Genomic DNA, 16,017 nt, shown 5'->3' with positions numbered 1-16,017 from the left:
GCGTACAGAGGCCCATAGTGAACGATCAAGACATCATCAACGCACTCGCCGAAATTCTCGAAGTGGATGCCAGCGAGATTTCCGCTGCCACGCCGCTCGATACCCTCGATACCTGGGATTCGCTGGCGACCATCAGCTTCATCGCCCTGGTCGATGAAAAGGCCGGTCACGTCCTGGCGGGCGACGATCTGCAAAAGGCCAAGACCATCGGTGACCTGGTCGCACTGGCCAAGGCTGGCAACTGAACCGGCTGCTGTTGCGGCGGTGCCATGACTGATCCCTTCGATCTTGCCGGTCGGCGCATCCTCATCGCAGGCGCCTCGGCCGGCATCGGACGTGCTGCCGCCATCCTGGTCGCCAGCCTTGGCGCCAGCGTGATCCTCAACGGCCGTGACGGCGAGCGCCTCGAGGCCGTGCTGCCCGAACTCGCCGGCGAGGGCCATGCCATTGCTCCCTTTGACGTTACCCGCCTCGATGAGGTGCCCGCCTGGTTCAAGAACGAAGTGTGCCGGCAAGGGCCGCTGCATGGCATGGTCTATTGCGTAGGCGTGCAGCAGACGCTTCCCGTACGCAGTTTCAGTACTGCGCATTTCGACAGGATCATGCACACCAACCTGGGCTCGGCCCTGGCCCTGGCCCGAGGCATGCGGCAGAAAGGATGTGCCGCGCCTGCTGCCTCCATGGTCCTGGTGTCGTCGATCGGTGGTTTTCTCGGTCAGCCGGGCAATGTGGTCTACGGTGCCAGCAAGGCCGGCCTGATGTCTGCCGCGCGCGGCCTGGCCATGGAGCTGTTGCGCGATGGTATCCGGGTCAATTCCGTGGCGCCCGCCATGATCGATACGGCCATGTCGCGCAAGGCCTTTGCCGAGATGAACGAGTCCCAGGTCGCCTCCATCCTGCAACGCCATCCCATGGGCATGGGGCAGCCCGAGGACGTCGCGGCACCCATCGCCTTCCTGCTCTCGGACGCCAGCAAGTGGATCACCGGCACCAACCTGACCGTAGATGGCGGTCATATGGTCGGCTAGGTCTTTCATGGAAGTCACGACGGTTTCCGGTCGGCGCGCCCGGCATCATGTGCTCACTCATGGCCGGGAGAGCTCCTTGCCGATCGTGATGCTGCACGGTTTTCTGGGCGACATGTTTTCCTGGCAGTACTGCATCGTGCCTCTGGCGCGGTACGGAAGGATCATGGCGCTGGATTTGCCCGGTCATGGGCGCAATCTGGCCTCATGGTCCGGTCATCCGGCCGGCTGGCTGGAGGATGCGCTGGACGCTCTTGAGGTGTCGCGCTGCCATGTCGTGGCCCATTCCTTCGGCGCCTGGATTGCCTTGCAGGGGGCATTGCGTGCGCCGGATCGATTCGCCTCGCTGTCGCTGGTGGCCTGCGCCGGACTGGACAGCCGCTTCAATCTTCCCCTGCTGCGCCAGGCGCTGGCGGCCGATGATCTCGACAAGGCGCTGGCGTATGCACAATCGCTGGCCGGAAGGAGCTGCGACAGCGTACCGCGCATGGCGCGTCATCACCTGGAACAGATGGGCAGTGCCGAGCGCCGGTCAATCCTGACTGAGATGCTGGAGGACATGATCGTGACGGCCGCCTCCGGTGAAGCGCGGACCGTGAACTGGGAGGCGCTGCCCATGCCGCTGCGATTCTTCTGGAGTCGCGATGATCGTATCGTTCCTCTGCCGGAGAGTTCGTCCTTCCCGCCTGCGCCGGACCTCGTGCTCAACGAGGATGGCGGTCACATTCCCCACATTCTGCGGCCTGCCTGGCTGACGGCGGGGATCGGCGACTTCCTCGCATCTTTGCAAAGGCAACCCGCATGAGCATCACCTTCCGACGCCCCACCCTGGATGACGCCGCGCTGATCCTGAGCTGGCGCTCGCAGCCACGCATCAACGACATGATGTTTTCGGATGTACAGCCGGACCAGCTCGAACAGCAGCGTCGCTGGCTGGCCGGCTGCGAAGCCCGCAGCGACTACGAACATTTCCTGATCCTGGGCGATGGCGAACCGGTCGGTTTTCTTTCCTATGCCGATATCGATCGTGTCAATGGTCGCTGCAGTTGCGGCTCCTACTTTGGCACCGTCGAGGCTGCCCGCAAGTTCGGGGGACATGTGCATGCCTACTTCATGGATTACCTGTTCTACGTGCTGGGCATGCACAAGAACGTCATCCAGATCATCGACGCCAATCAGCGCGTGCTGAAGCTGCAGAGACTGCTGGGAATGCGGGAAGTCGGTGTACTCAAAGAGCATATAATCAAGAACGGCGTGTATCGGGACGTCCATGTCTTCGAACTGCTCCGCCAGGAGTGGGAGGCGCGCCGCTGGAATACCCAAAGCATCGCTGATAGCCTCAGAGCATTCGGCATAGAGGAGAACAAGTGTCAGCCGTAAATTCCGACGTTCTCGACGTCATCATTGAAAGCCTGCGCGAGTTGCTGGCACAGAAGAACTTCCCGGTGCCCGCCACCCTGGACGCCGATACGGTGTTCCTGCATGGTGAACTGCCGATCGATTCGCTGGACCTTGCGGTATTCCTGCTGGTTCTGGAAGAGAAGATCGGACACGATCCGTTCCGCGAAGGCTTTCGCTCCTTCGTCACGGTCGGTGATCTGGCCGCGATCTATTCCGAGCGTTGAGGCCTGTCGTGGCGCCGTCCAGACTGCACTTTGCGCCAGCATTGGTCCTCCAGGATGACAGGGGCGAGTGTGCTCTGCAGGAACTGCTGGGCCTGGCCGAGCAGGCCGTACAGGCGCTGGGCGACACCGTCAGGCTGACGCTCGATGCCCGCAGTGCGCGCGCAGCTCTGGTGGGAGTGATCATGGCGCAGCTTGCGCCGCTGGATATCGCCCTGGCGCGCGAAGGCACGGTCGAGCAGTATGCCGGCCTGATGTCGCGCGAGCTGGCGCCGGGCGTGCCGGCCTGGATCGATCCTGAGCAGTCCGACGCGCAGCCCGGCTTGCGGCTGTTTACGTCCGGCACGACCGGACGCGCCAAGTCTGCGGTGTATTCGCTGCAACGGCTGCTGGCCGGCGTCCGTCATCATCCGCACGGCAGCCAGGCGGTCTGGCTGCTCAGCTATGAACCCGCATCCTTCGCCGGTCTGCAGGTGCTGTTGACGGCAGCCGTCAACGGCGCCCGTCTGCTGGCACCCGAACGCAGCATCCACGCACTTTGCAGCGCCCTGCAAAGTGGCGCCACCCACGTGAGCGCCACTCCTTCCTTCTGGCGCGCCCTGTTGGCGGCCTTGCCCGCCGATCCGACCTCCACGCTCAAGGTGATTACCCTGGGCGGCGAGGCTTGCTCACAGCCCCTGCTGGACGCGCTGAGCCAGCGATTCCCGCAGGCGAGCGTGCGACATATCTACGCCTCCACCGAGGCCGGCGTCGGCTTCACCGTTGCCGACGGCAAGGCCGGCTTTCCGGCGCAGTGGCTGACCCATCCGGTGGAAGGGGTGCACTTGCGCATCCATGAAGGAGAACTGGAGATCCGCAGTGCGCGCGGCATGCTGGGCTATGCCGGCAGTACAGCGGCAGAGCTTGATGGCTGGCTGCGTACGGGGGATCTGGTGGAGCTGCAGGCCGATCGCGTGCAGTTCGTGGGCCGACGCGATTCGGTCGTCAATATCGGCGGGACCAAGGTCGTACCGGAGAAGGTGGAAGCCTTGCTGGAAGGCGTGGATGGGGTGGCCGACCTGTGCGTGATTGCGCATCCCAATCCCATTCTCGGCCATCTTCTGGTGGTTCAGGTGTGCGCCCGCGAGGGCAGTGATCCAGCCGTCGTGGAAGCGGCACTCAGGGCGCGTGCCGTGGAACTGCTGCCTGCGGTGGCCAGACCGGCGCGCTATCGATTCGTGGACAGTGTGGTCCTGGAGTCCGGAAAGAAAGGTAGAAAACATGTCTCCCAATGAGCAAGGACAGGATGTCCAACTGGTGCTGGTCACCGGTGCCAGCAAGGGCCTGGGCCTGGCGTTTGCCACCGCCCTGCTGGAAGCCGGATATGAGGTCGCTACCTGCGCGCGCAGCGAGGAACCGGGGGCCGGGCTTGACGCGCTGGCGAGCCGTTTCGGCGCGCGCCTCAGCTACAGTCGTCTGGACGTGGCCGATGCAGATGCGGTGCCCGTGTTCGTCAGGCAGGCTTGCACCCGGCACCAGGTCAAGAGCCCCTATGCCCTGATCAACAATGCCGGTGTGGCACGCGATGGCGTGCTGGCCACGCTGCCCAGTGTCGAAATCAGGAAGATGATCGACGTCAACCTGGTCGGCGCCATCGAGATGACGCGTGCGGTCGTGCAGCTGATGTTGCGTCATGGCGGAGCCGGTCGCATCATCAACATCAGTTCCATCATCGGCAGTCATGGCTATAACGGCCTCGGTCCGTATTCCGCGACCAAGGCCGGGCTCGATGGCTTCACCCGTTCGCTGGCGCGCGAAGTGGGCCGACGCGGCATCACGGTCAATTCGGTCGCGCCCGGCTACATGGAAACCGACATGTCCTCATCGCTGCAACCGGAGCGACGCCAGCAGATCGTGCGCAGAACCCCGCTGGGTCGCCTGGGCCGTGTCGATGACGTGGTGCCGATGGTGCGCTTCCTGCTCTCTCCCGAGGCGGCATTCATTACAGGGCAGGTCATCACCATCGATGGTGGCATCAATGCCTGATACCACATCCGCCCTGCACAGCCGTCTGGCCGGAATCCACCTGCGGGGCCTGGTGGCCGCCCTGCCAGCGCAGACCGAAGACGCCGACACGCTCACCCGTCAGTGGGGCTACGAAAATGCGCACAAGGTCGCCGCCGCCACCGGGATCCACACCCGCCACCTGGTCCCGCCCGGCATGACCGCCTGCGATCTTGGCGAGGCCGCGGCACGCAAGTTGCTGGAGGGCCTGCAATGGCCGGCCGACAGTGTGGATCTGTTGATCGTGGTGACGCAGACCCCTGACTACCCGCTCCCCGGCAATGCGCCTTTGCTGCAGCATCGGCTGGGGTTGCGCAAGCATTGTGGCAGCCTGGATATCACCAGTGGCTGTTCCGGTTTCGTTGACGGCCTGTGGGTTGCGTCCAGTCTGCTGGCCAGCAGCAATGGCCGCCGTGCCCTGCTGGTGGTGGGGGATACCACTACCCAGTTCGTCCCGCCGCAGGATCACAATACCCGTCCCCTGTTCGGTGATGCCGTCTGCGCAATCGCGCTGGAGCGCGGCGACCAGGACAGCGGTTTCCTGGCCGTGGTGCCGGGGGTGGACGGCAGTGGCGCGCCCTATCTGACCGTGCGCGATGGCGCTGCGCGTCATCCGGTAGATGATGCCTGTTTCGGTCATCTGTTCATGGACGGTGCCCAGGTCTTCGCCTTCACCTTGCGCCAGGTCCCGAAAAATATCGCCGCGGCCATGGAGGTGGCCGGCTGGAACAACGCTGACGTCGATTACCTGCTGCTGCACCAGGCCAACGAAACCATGTTGCGGCATCTGGCCAACAAGGTCGGGTTCAGCGAGCAGCAGATGGTGCTGGCACTGGACGGCTTCGGCAATACCAGTTCGGCATCGATCCCGCTGGCGATCGCCTCGGCCCTGGCGGGCCCGGCAGTGCAGGCGACGGCGCCGCTCAATCTGCTCATGAGCGGCTTCGGTGTAGGCTGGCGCTGGGCCTCGGCTGCATGGCGGACAGCGCCGTTGCAGTATTGCGAGATCGTGGAAGTCGCCAGTCCGGCGGCTTCATCCTCCTGATCAGGAGCAGAAATGTCACTTCAGTGTCCCATTTGCGTCGGCAGCGCCTTTGATCCTGTCGGCCGCGTTCCTTTCATGCTGGGCAGCAAGATGCACGAGCATCAGATCATGGGATGCCGAACGTGCGGGCATGTCATGGTGGATCTGCGCGTCATCACCGAAGAACTGATCGCCGACCTGTATGCGCGCCCGCTGGACGAGCAGGTCTGGTCGACGGACGGCAGTTCACCTTACGAAGACATGGTGGCGTTTGCCGCCGATGCCCTGGAAACGGTCAGAAAAACTCAGCAATCCCCTCGCATTGCCGACTTCGGTTACGGGCGCGGGGAGGTGCTCAAGGCGCTGCATCAGCGCTTCGGCGTGCCGCGCGAACAACTGACGGGTTACGACTTTGCGCCATTGCCGCTGGATGGAATCTCTACGAGAACCTTGCGGCTGGATGTGCTGGATGAACATGCAGAGCAAGATGCGCAGTTCGACCTGGGATTCTGCAGCCATGTATTCGAGCACATCATCGACCCGCGTCGTCTCTTGCGCGGCTTGCGCAACCAGGCACGGCCTGGTGCCTATCTCTACCTCGAGACGCCCGACCACAGTTTGCTCAACGATGAGGTACTCAGCATGAGCAACCAGATCTGTCCGCAGCATCTTCATTATTTCACCGTGGACCGGCTGGCGGCCCTGGCGCGTTCCTGTGGCTGGACCGTCATGCGTGAAGAGGTCAGCCTGTTCGGGTTTGTGCCCCGAGCCCGTCTGCTGCTGCATCGGGAGGGCGGCAGAGATGCCATCGGCTGTACCCGACGCTTCCTGACGTTCAGGGCAGACCTGAATGCCCGCCTGAGCCAGACCTTGTTGCGGCTCAGCGAGAGCGGGCCGGTGGCAGCCTGGGGAGCGGGTACCGATCTGCTGCTGGCGACAGCTGGCGATACCGTGCTCGCCGAGCGGGTAGGGGCCGGAAGGATCATCCCCCATGATCGCGAACGCGCCGGCGAACGTCTGGCGGGTGCCTTGATACAGAGTTCGGATTTGCTCAGCGCAGCTTCCATTCCGGTGGTCATTACCCCAAGACCGGCGCTGACCCGGCTCAACATGATGAAAATCGCCGGCAAGTCGGGTTTTGCTGCGCGCGTCGTCGACCCTTATCTGTCCTGAGGATGCGCCCGCCGGGCAGGGAGGCTGAGGCGACTAAGTCAGGCTCTGGTAGAAGGCGATCTGGTTCTCGCTCAGGGTGCGCAGGTCTTCGTTGTTGAGATAGCCGGCATACCACTGCGCGGTCAGCTCAAGAGCGGTATAGAGTTCCATGCGCGGGATCCAGTCCAGGCGCTGGCGGGCCTTGGAAATGTCGAGGCGCAGCACGGCTTCCTGCGGCTCTTCCTCCGGTTCCAGCCGCACTTCGATCGGTTCCACATCGTTCTTCTGCAGCGAGTGGTTGAAGGTGGCGCAGATCTGGGCCACGGTCTGCAGGTCGGTTTCGGCCGGTCCGAAATTCCAGGCTTCGGCATAGGCGCTGCCGTGCTCGTAGAGCAGCTTGCCAATCTGCAGATAACCCGACAGCGGCTCCAGCACGAATTGCCAGGGACGTACCGCGCGCGGTTGGCGGATGATGACCGGCTCCTGGCTTTCCAGCGCGCGGATGAAATCGGGGACCAGCCGCTCCGGCGAGAAATCGCCCCCACCGATGACATTGCCGGTGCGCACCGTGGCCACGCCGACCTGGCTGCCCTTCTCGGGCGAGAAGTAGGAGCGGCGATAGGCCGAGGTCACCAGTTCGGCCGCTCCCTTGCTGCTGCTGAAGGGGTCACGTCCGCCCATGGGATCATCTTCGCGGTATCCCCACAGCCATTCGCGGTTTTCGTAGCACTTGTTGCTGGTGGCGATCACGACGGCGCGCACGCTGGGCGTCAAACGCACAGCCTCCAGCAGATGGGCCGTGCCCATCATGTTGGTGGCGAAGGTATCCAGCGGATTGAGGAACGCCTGGCTGATCTGCGGTTGTCCGGCCAGATGGAATACCACATCGGGTTGCACGGCCGCCAGCGTGTCGGCCAGATGCTTGGGGTCGCGCACGTCGCCGGTAGTGGTCTGCACGCAGTTCTGCAGACGCGCCAGATGGAACAGGCTGGGATTGGTCGGCGCCGGCAACGCGTAACCGCTCACCCGGGCTCCCATGAGGTGCAGCCACAGGGTCAGCCAGCTTCCCTTGAAGCCGGTATGACCGGTGATGAAAACGCGCTTGTCGCGCCAAAAGTTAGCCATCAGGCAGCCTCTTACACGTATGGCAGAGAGTCGTTCGGGGTGCAGAGGCATGACGGCGGCAAGCCGTTCAATGACGCGGATGGCGATACCACGCAGTCCGGCCGTGACACTGGCCGGGACCACGTTTCCCTGCGAAACCACGACTGCATGGTTATGTTTTTTCTTTCCCTGGCAATGCAGCCTCGCGGCTCGGCATTGCGATGGGACAGATTAGAACATGCGTGTTTTGGCCTTCAAGCGCGGAAGAGGAGGGTATTTGATGCCCAATCCCCGACTATAGCCGGACGACAACAAAAATTTACTTTTGCATCATCTCCCGGGAATCGGCGATGGGCGCGAAAGCCGCGCCGCAGGGGGATTTCGCCCGGATGAGGTGGAACGCAGTGTCTCGTCGGACTAAGTTTTTTTGCGAGACGCCGCGATGAGCCGAAGCGTCTCGCCGGCTCACACCAGGTTGATGACAGACTGGCCCTGGTCCAGTTTGTCGTCACGGTCGAAGAGGGTGTCGCCCTGTGCCTCTTTGCCTGCACCGGCGGTGAAGTTCGTGAAATCGAACAGGCTGCGGTCCAGCATGTGCGAGGGCGTGATGTTGGCCATGGCGGTAAACATGCTCTTGATCCACAGAGGATTGGTCTTCTCCCACTGGTTCAGCATCTCGCGCATGGCCTGGCGCTGCAGGTTGGGCTGTGAGCCGCACAGGTTGCAGGGGATGATGGGGAACTCCATGGCCGCCGCATATTTCTTGATGTCGGGCTCGCGCACGTAGGCCAGCGGGCGGATCACCACGTTCTCGCCGTCATCGGCAATCAGCTTGGGCGGCATGGTCTTGATCTTGCCGCCGTAGAACATGTTGAGCATGAAGGTGTGCAGGATGTCATCGCGGTGATGGCCCAGTGCGATCTTGGTCGCGCCCAGTTCCTTGGCCACGCGGTACAGGATGCCGCGACGCAGGCGTGAGCAGAGCGAGCAGGTGGTCTTGCCGGGGGCGATCTTTTCCTTGACGATGCTGTAGGTGTCTTCCTCGACGATGCGATAACGCACGCCGATGCGTTCGAAGTATTCCGGCAGGATGTGCTCGGGGAAGCCCGGTTGCTTCTGGTCCAGGTTGACCGCGATGATCTCGAACTTCACCGGTGCTACCGTCTGCAGGTAGCGCAGCGTATCGAGCATGGTGTAGCTGTCGGCACCGCCCGACATGCAGGCCATGATGACGTCGCCGTCGCGGATCATGTCGAAGTCGGCGATGGCACGACCGGTCAGGCGGCGGATGTTCTTTTCCAGCAGCTCGAAGCGGCGCGAACCGCGCGCGGTCACTTCGGGCTGGCCGCGTTCTTCCTGCTCCTGTGCGGAGGAGGCATCGAGGTCGGCGAGGTCGGACAGTTGCACTGCAGCGGCAATGTCGTTCATGGGATATTCCTTCAATCGGTAGGCTGTTGCTGCCGGACGAGCAATGTTGCCGCTCATCCATGTCCGTAGGGGATAGGGGCGGAAGGCTGCGTGCGGGCGGAGGACCGGCATTTTCTCATGCAGCGCCGGATCCCGCCATTTCTGCGTGGCTTGCTGCGTGGCAAGCGTCGCATGGATGCCTCATATCGCTGCTGGGTCCGGCTCATTTGTCGGCTTGCAGCCCGCCCAGTTCGTGGCGGGTACGGATCTGCCGGATCGCCGCCACCAGGAAGTCGATGAAGGCCGCTACCGCCGGCGGCAGCTTGCGTCCAGCCATGGTCTGGACCTGCAGGGTGCGCTGATGCAGTTCGCTCTCGGCCATGGGCACCAGGGCCATGCCGTCTTCCTCGGCGCGTTCCTGTACGGTGAGGAAGCCGCCCAGCGCCACGGTGTCGGGCGAGCGGGCGGTGAAGCGGTAGACCGCGCCCAGCGAGTGGCTGGTGAAGACGGGCGCGAACAGCAACCCGCGCATGCCGCAGGCAATGTCGAACAGCTGGCGTACCGTGGAGCCCTGTTCCGGCAAGGCCAGCGGGTAGGGTGAAAGATCGTTCAGGGCGAGCAGCGTGCGCGCGGCCAGCGGATGGTCGCGTCGCATCAATGCGAAGATTGGTCCCGATTCGCGGTAGGCGATGTTCAGACCTTCCACCGGGCCCAGGCTGTAGGTGACCGAGATATCGGCCTCGCCATCGATGACCATCTGCGAGGCCTTGGCCGCACCCACCACGTTGAGCTTGAACTGCATGCCCGGATATTGTTCGCGAAAGTGCGCCATCACGTTGGGCAGCAGGTCCCAGGCAAAGCCTTCCGAGCAGGCCAGCGTGACCACGCTCTGGCCCACGGCATGCAGGCCCTTGACCTCGGCCATGACCTGCTCCACCTCCAGCAGGTTGCGCCGCGCGAAGGCCATCAGCACTTCGCCCGCCGGCGTGAGCACCATCCCGCGCGCGCGGCGCTCGAAGAGGGGCACGCCGGTTTCTTCTTCCATCTTGGCGATCTGGCGGCTCACCGCCGAGACCGCCACATGCAGCCGTTCGGCGGCGGCGGTCAGCGAGCCGGTGCGACCAACCTGATAGAAATAGCGCAGAGCGGTACTTTGCATGGCAGAAATGGCTTTCTGAATTTGGCAATGTGAATAGAAAATCATTGCAAAGCTGCGCAAGACCATCATGGTGCGCAACAACAATGGTGCACAAAATGATCCGCATACTACTGTATTCGTGCACGCTTCTTGGGCTGAAACGCCGTATACAACACAATAAATTATTTTGCCAATTTGAGAAAGAATCGTTTTAAAAATTGACATTGTTGGAAACCATGGTGGCTTCTAGAATCGTCTCCAATGACAGTTCACCTGGAGTCCTTCATGTCCCGCAGCAGCGCCCTTCGCCTGGCCACCGAGTATTTCGATTCGGGCCGTTTCCAGCGTGATCTGCAACGTCGCATTGCACTGCCAACCGAAAGCCAGAACCCGGCGCGCGCCGACGAGCTGGCCACCTACCTGTGTGAAGAGATCGCACCGGCGCTGGCCGCGTTGGGTTTCGAGACGCGGCAGATCGTCAATCCGGTCGAGGGCGCGCCGCCCCTGCTGCTGGCACGCCGTATCGAATCAGTCGAGGCGGTGACGGTGCTCATGTACGGCCACGGCGATGTGGTCAACGGCCAGGAAGGCCGCTGGCAGCAGGATCGCTCCCCCTGGCAGCTGAGTCCGGACGGCGAGCGCTGGTACGGGCGCGGGACGGCTGACAACAAGGGCCAGCACAGCATCAACCTGGGCGCGCTGGCCGCAGCCATCCAGGCCGCCGATGGCAAGCTGGGCTGCAACCTGAAAATGATTTTCGAAATGGGCGAGGAAGTGGGCTCGCCCGGTCTCTACGAGGCCTGCCGCGATCATGCCGATTATCTGGAGGCCGATCTGTTCCTGGCCTCGGATGGCCCGCGCCTGGCCGCGTCCAGTCCGACGCTGTTTCTCGGTTCGCGCGGGGCGCTGCAATTCAAGCTGGTGCTCGATACCGGCAATGGCGCGCACCACGCCGGCAACTGGGGCGGGGTGCTGCGCAATCCGGCCACCGTCCTGGCCAATGCGGCCGCCTCGCTGGTGGATGGGCGCGGCGTGATCCGGGTGCCGGGTCTGCGTCCGCGCAATGTGAGCGAGCGCGTGCGCTCGCTGGTGCGCGATTTTGCGGTGGGCAGCGATGCTGGTGATCCGGTGCTCGATGCGCACTGGGGGGAGCCGGGCCTGAGCGCCGGTGAACGCCTGTTTGCCTGGAATACGCTGGAGCTGATTGCCTTCGAGGCCGGCAATGCGCAGCGCCCGGTGGGGGCGATTCCGGCGCGGGCACAGGCGGTGTTCCAGCTGCGCTTCGTGGTCGGCACCGTCTGGGAAGACGTCCAGCAGAGCCTGCGCCGCCATCTCGATGAACACGGCTATGCCGATGTACAGATCGAGATCCAGGCCGCTGCACCCGCCACGCGGCTCGATCCGGACGATGCCTGGGTGCGCCTGGCCACCGGCTCCCTGCAGGAAACCTGTGGCAAGCCCGTGACCATCCTGCCCAACCTGGGCGGCACCATCCCCAATCACTGCTTCTCGGAAGCGCTGGGCCTGCCCACGCTGTGGATGCCGCACTCCTATCCCTCCTGCTCGCAGCATGCGCCTGACGAACACCTGCTCGCTCCGGTGGCGCGCGAAGGCCTGCAACTGATGGCGGGCCTGTTGTGGGATATCGGCCAGCAGGGACGGCAGGTGCGCCAGCAGCGGGCGCAGTCTGCGGCTGCCTGAATCCCTCCCTTTTTCATTTTTCATTTTCGCGAACGCAAGCCAGCGCAGTCCATCTTCCAACGGGAACACGACCATGAACGCAGCGTCACCCTCGGCAACACCGGAAATTTCTCCAGCAGCAGAAGCGTCCCCCGCGCCGATGTCGGCCGCGCGCACGCGGCGACTGATCGTCGCCTCCTCCATCGGCAATGCGCTGGAGTGGTTCGATTTCGTGGCCTACGGCTTCTTTGCGGTGACCATCTCCAAACTCTTCTTTCCCACCGGGGACGATACGGTCTCGCTGCTGGTGACCTTTGCCACCTTCGGCCTGTCCTACCTGTTCCGTCCGCTGGGTGCGATCCTGCTGGGCTGGTATGGCGACAAGGTCGGCCGCAAGCCGGCGCTGCTGGTGTCTCTCTCGATGACGGTGGTCGGTACCCTCATCTGCACCGTCATCCCGACCTACCAAAGCATCGGCGTGGCTGCGCCCATCGGCATCCTTGTGGCGCGCATCCTGCTGGCGCTGTCGGCCGGCGGCGAGTTCGGCTCGGCCACTGCTCTGCTCACCGAGACCGGCTCCAAGCGCCGCGCCTTCATGGCCAGCTGGCAATTCTCCAGTCAGGGCGCCGCCGCGCTGATGGCGGCACTGGCCGGGTTCTTGTTGAATCAGTGGCTCACGCCCGAGCAGATCGCCGCCTGGGGCTGGCGTCTGCCGTTCGCCTTCGGTCTGCTGATCGCGCCGGTGGGTTTGTACATCCGCCGTCATATCGATGAAGTGCCGATGGCGAAGAAGGTGCAAGTGGCTGGCGAGGACGATGCCAGCTGGGACCTGCAGCTCACGCGGGTGCTGGTGGCCATGGGCATTCTCTCGGTCTCTACCGCCGCCACCTACCTGATGCTGCTGTACATGCCCACTTTTGCCATCAAGCAACTGCATCTGCCGCAATCGACTGCCTTTGCCGCTGCCGCCGTGACCGGTGCCATCCTGATGATTGGCGCACCCTTCATGGGCATGCTGGCTGACCGCGTGGGCCGGACCCGCATCATGGTGGTGTCCACGGTGCTGACGCTGGCCACCATCTACGCATCGTTCGTCTGGGTGATCGCCGTGCCGACGGTGTGGGTGATGATGGCCATCATGATCTGGGCCGGCATCCTCAAGGCGGTGTATTTCGGCTCGCTGGGCGTGGTGCTGTCCTCGATCTTCCCGCCGGCCACGCGGGTGCGCGGCATGGGGATCAGCTATAGCCTGGGGGCCACCATTTTCGGCGGCTTCACCCCCTTCATGGTGACCTGGCTGGTGGGCAGGACCGGCAACCCGGTCTCGCCCAGCTATTACCTGATGATTTGCGCGGCCATCAGCCTGGTGTGCGTGAGCATTTATCACTTCCGCCTGAAAAAATACCTGTGAAAAAACGCACAGGTGGCACACGGCACGGGAATTTTTTCCCGTGCCGCGCTACCATGGCGGTCTTGCCGGACAAGTTCAACGCTGCCGGCACCGGCGTTTTCCCACATTGACGAGGTCCTCATGTTTTCGCATCTCCCGCCGTATGCCGGCGATCCCATCCTGAGCCTGATGGAACAATTCCAGCGCGACGAGCGCAGCAACAAGGTCAACCTGAGCATCGGCATCTACACCGATGGCCGTGGCGTGGTGCCGGTGCTGCCCTCCGTGCGCACCGCTTCGGCTGCGGTGGCCGAGATCGGCGCACCCTACGTCTATCTGCCCATGGAAGGTCATGCCGCCTATCGTCAGGCCGTGGCCAAACTGCTCTTCGGTGCTGATCTGCCGTCCTCCGAGCACCTGGCCATCGTCCAGACCCTGGGCGGGTCGGGGGCACTCAAGGTCGGTGCCGACCTGATCGCGCGCTTCTTCCCGCAGCCCACCATCTGGCTGCCGGACCCGACCTGGGACAACCACGTCGGCATCTTCGAAGGTGCGGGCTTCAAGACCGAGCGTTATCCCTACTACGATGCCCAGACCAAGGGCCTCAATTTCAACGGCATGCTGGACAAGCTGCAAAGCCTGCCCAAGGGCGCCGTGGTACTGCTGCACCCGTGCTGCCACAACCCGACCGGCGTCGACCCGACCCGCGCGCAGTGGGAGCAGATCATCGCCGTGGTCGAGCAGCGCGGCCTGCTGCCCTTCTTCGACCTGGCCTATCAGGGCTTTGCCGAGAGCCTGGACGAGGACATCTGGCCGGTGCGTGAAGCGGTGCGTCGCCAGATTCCCTTCTTCCTCTCCAACTCCTTCTCCAAGATCTTCTCGCTCTACAGCGAGCGCATCGGCGCCTTGTCGGTGTTCTGCCCGCAAGCGGGTCAGGCCGCCAACGTGCTGGGCCAGCTCAAGCTGACCGTGCGCCGCAACTACTCCAGCCCTGCACGCAATGGCGCGCTGCTGGTGGCGCATGTGCTGGGCGACGACAAGCTGGCCACGCAATGGCGTGCCGAAGTCGAAGAGATGCGCGTGCGCGTGCGTGACATGCGCGTCAAGCTGGCCTCGCAATTGAAGAGCGCGGTGCCGGACCAGGACTTCTCCTTCCTGCTGCGCCAGAATGGCATGTTCGGCTACACCGGCCTGACCTCGGCCCAGGTCGATCGCCTGCGTGACGAGTTCGGCGTCTACGCCGTGGGCACCGGCCGCATCTGCGTGGCGGGCTTGAACGACAGCAACGTTGCACGCGTGGCCGAGACCATGGCCGAGGTGCTGCGTGGCTGAAGTGGCAAGCAAGGCCGCCGTTTCTGCGGCCGACCTGCGCCACAAGAGTTATGAGGACGTGCTGGCCCTGGTGGCCGGTACGCTCTTTGTCTCGCTGGCGGTGAACATGTACAGCCAGGTAGGCCTGTTGACCGGCAGCACTGCCGGCCTGGCCTTCCTGACGCATTACCTGACGGGGCTGCCCTTTGGCGTGGTGTTCTTCACCATCAACATCCCGTTCTACTATTTCGCGTTTCGCCGCATGGGCTTGCGCTTCACCGGCAAGACCTTCTGTGCGGTGGCGCTGGTGTCGGGCTTTTCGCTGATGCACCCGCATTTCATCGGCTATGCCAAGCTGGACCTGTTTTACAGCGCGGTGCTGGGTGGACTGCTGATGGGTGTGGGTTTCGTGATGCTGTTCCGCCATGGTGCCAGCCTGGGTGGCATCAATGTGGTGACGCTGTTCCTGCAGGACCGCTACGGCCTGCGCGCGGGCAAGCTGCAGATGGGCGTGGATGTGGTGATCGTTCTGTGTTCGCTGTTCGTGGTGACGCCGCGCGTGCTGCTGGCGTCCATCCTCGGGGCGGTGACGGCCAATCTGGTGATTGCCTTGAATCACCGGGCGGGCAGGTATATGGGAATGTAAGGAGGGAAGGCGGGATCGCCTTGCCGGAATGAATGCCGTTCAGTGCAGACTGGGCGGCATTTTTTTTTGCGTGAGTTAGTTCAGGCGTGCAACAAATCGCAGCTGGCCGCTTTCACAGGGTAAGGCTTGATCAGCAGATCCGCCGGAAGATGGAGGCCGGCGCTGAGCTTGCGGATCATGTCGAGGGTCAGCGGGCGCACCCGGTTGAGGATGTCGGAGACGCGGCCACGCGGTCCGAGATAAGGCTCCAGATCCTTGCGCGAGAGGCCGCGTGCTTCCATCACGTGCAGCAGGAAGTCGATGGGATCAGGGTCATCGATGGCGTAGTGCGCGCGCTCGTAATGGGCGATGAGCAGGGTGAGCACATCGAGCTGGTCGGCTTGTTCCGAGCGGGCAGGCGCGTCCCACAGCCGTTCTGCTTCAGCCAGCGCGGCGCGGTAATCCTTGCGGGTGCGTATCAGTTTGAGTTGCATGT

General features: G+C 63.4%; 17 protein-coding genes. 13 read left to right on the top strand and 4 right to left on the bottom strand.

The genetic code is table 11. The features are described from left to right. Positions 1-17: 17 nt before the first annotated feature. From HWE01_RS06090 to HWE01_RS06050, 9 genes are all read left to right on the top strand, one after another. The gene (locus HWE01_RS06090) at positions 18-245 is read left to right on the top strand and encodes an acyl carrier protein (RefSeq protein ID WP_008333067.1); all 228 of its coding nucleotides are present in this window, start codon (positions 18-20) and stop codon (positions 243-245) included. A gap of 24 nt (positions 246-269) precedes the next feature. Continuing rightward, positions 270-1,028 (top strand): SDR family NAD(P)-dependent oxidoreductase, encoded by a 759-nt coding sequence (locus tag HWE01_RS06085; protein WP_008333065.1) that lies wholly within the window; start codon positions 270-272, stop codon positions 1,026-1,028. An 85-nt stretch (positions 1,029-1,113) separates the two neighbouring features. Then, positions 1,114-1,830 (top strand): alpha/beta fold hydrolase, encoded by a 717-nt coding sequence (locus tag HWE01_RS06080; protein ID WP_241821356.1) that lies wholly within the window; start codon positions 1,114-1,116, stop codon positions 1,828-1,830. Then, positions 1,827-2,405, top strand: coding sequence for a GNAT family N-acetyltransferase (locus HWE01_RS06075; RefSeq protein ID WP_008333060.1), 579 nt, complete (start codon positions 1,827-1,829; stop codon positions 2,403-2,405). The genes HWE01_RS06080 and HWE01_RS06075 overlap by 4 nt, the downstream gene beginning before the upstream one ends. Next, positions 2,393-2,650 carry a hypothetical protein gene (locus HWE01_RS06070; protein ID WP_008333056.1) on the top strand — a complete coding sequence of 86 codons (258 nt, stop codon included), beginning with the start codon at positions 2,393-2,395 and terminating at the stop codon, positions 2,648-2,650. Before HWE01_RS06075 ends, HWE01_RS06070 begins: the two co-directional genes overlap by 13 nt. An 8-nt stretch (positions 2,651-2,658) precedes the next feature. Continuing rightward, entirely contained in the window at positions 2,659-3,921 is a 1,263-nt protein-coding gene (locus HWE01_RS06065; RefSeq protein ID WP_241821315.1) for a class I adenylate-forming enzyme family protein, read from the top strand. Continuing rightward, positions 3,908-4,672, top strand: coding sequence for an SDR family NAD(P)-dependent oxidoreductase (locus tag HWE01_RS06060; protein ID WP_008333053.1), 765 nt, complete (start codon positions 3,908-3,910; stop codon positions 4,670-4,672). The genes HWE01_RS06065 and HWE01_RS06060 overlap by 14 nt, the downstream gene beginning before the upstream one ends. Beyond that, a complete protein-coding gene (locus HWE01_RS06055) occupies positions 4,665-5,735 on the top strand; it encodes a 3-oxoacyl-ACP synthase III family protein (protein ID WP_008333052.1) in 1,071 nt (356 codons plus the stop codon). Before HWE01_RS06060 ends, HWE01_RS06055 begins: the two co-directional genes overlap by 8 nt. 108 nt (positions 5,736-5,843) lie before the next feature. Next, the gene (locus tag HWE01_RS06050) at positions 5,844-6,887 is read left to right on the top strand and encodes a class I SAM-dependent methyltransferase (protein ID WP_241821314.1); all 1,044 of its coding nucleotides are present in this window, start codon (positions 5,844-5,846) and stop codon (positions 6,885-6,887) included. Positions 6,888-6,920: 33 nt separating this feature from the next. Here the strand turns inward: HWE01_RS06050 and rfbG are convergent, their stop codons facing one another. From rfbG to HWE01_RS06035, 3 genes are all read right to left on the bottom strand, one after another. Beyond that, complete coding sequence (gene rfbG, locus HWE01_RS06045) at positions 6,921-7,991, bottom strand: CDP-glucose 4,6-dehydratase (RefSeq protein WP_008333046.1); 1,071 nt, start codon at positions 7,989-7,991, stop codon at positions 6,921-6,923. A gap of 444 nt (positions 7,992-8,435) precedes the next feature. After that, a complete protein-coding gene (ttcA, locus tag HWE01_RS06040; protein ID WP_085943577.1) occupies positions 8,436-9,398 on the bottom strand; it encodes a tRNA 2-thiocytidine(32) synthetase TtcA in 963 nt (320 codons plus the stop codon). A gap of 202 nt (positions 9,399-9,600) precedes the next feature. Then, positions 9,601-10,536, bottom strand: coding sequence for a LysR family transcriptional regulator (locus tag HWE01_RS06035; protein ID WP_034351412.1), 936 nt, complete (start codon positions 10,534-10,536; stop codon positions 9,601-9,603). Positions 10,537-10,800: 264 nt separating this feature from the next. Here HWE01_RS06035 and HWE01_RS06030 point away from each other — a divergent pair, with 264 nt between their 5' ends. The 4 genes from HWE01_RS06030 (at position 10,801) to HWE01_RS06015 (ending at position 15,542) form a co-directional block, all read left to right on the top strand. Further along, positions 10,801-12,216: a M20 family metallopeptidase gene (locus tag HWE01_RS06030; RefSeq protein ID WP_241821313.1), complete on the top strand. Its 1,416-nt coding sequence runs from the start codon at positions 10,801-10,803 to the stop codon at positions 12,214-12,216. A 73-nt stretch (positions 12,217-12,289) separates the two neighbouring features. Continuing rightward, positions 12,290-13,606 carry an MFS transporter gene (locus tag HWE01_RS06025; RefSeq protein ID WP_175343953.1) on the top strand — a complete coding sequence of 439 codons (1,317 nt, stop codon included), beginning with the start codon at positions 12,290-12,292 and terminating at the stop codon, positions 13,604-13,606. A 120-nt stretch (positions 13,607-13,726) separates the two neighbouring features. Further along, positions 13,727-14,917: an amino acid aminotransferase gene (locus tag HWE01_RS06020; protein WP_241821312.1), complete on the top strand. Its 1,191-nt coding sequence runs from the start codon at positions 13,727-13,729 to the stop codon at positions 14,915-14,917. Next, positions 14,910-15,542: a YitT family protein gene (locus HWE01_RS06015; RefSeq protein ID WP_008333023.1), complete on the top strand. Its 633-nt coding sequence runs from the start codon at positions 14,910-14,912 to the stop codon at positions 15,540-15,542. Before HWE01_RS06020 ends, HWE01_RS06015 begins: the two co-directional genes overlap by 8 nt. An 80-nt stretch (positions 15,543-15,622) precedes the next feature. On the opposite strand, the gene HWE01_RS06010 is transcribed toward HWE01_RS06015, so the two are convergent. Beyond that, on the bottom strand, positions 15,623-16,015 hold the full coding sequence (locus HWE01_RS06010) for a helix-turn-helix domain-containing protein (protein WP_241821311.1): 393 nt from the start codon (positions 16,013-16,015) through the stop codon (positions 15,623-15,625). Positions 16,016-16,017: the final 2 nt, after the last annotated feature.

This window comes from Herbaspirillum sp. C7C8, assembly GCF_022627875.1.
Taxonomy (GTDB): Bacteria; Pseudomonadota; Gammaproteobacteria; order Burkholderiales; family Burkholderiaceae_D; genus Herbaspirillum.
Note: the sequence above shows the minus strand (reverse complement) of the source record. Positions and strands in the feature narration are given on the sequence as shown.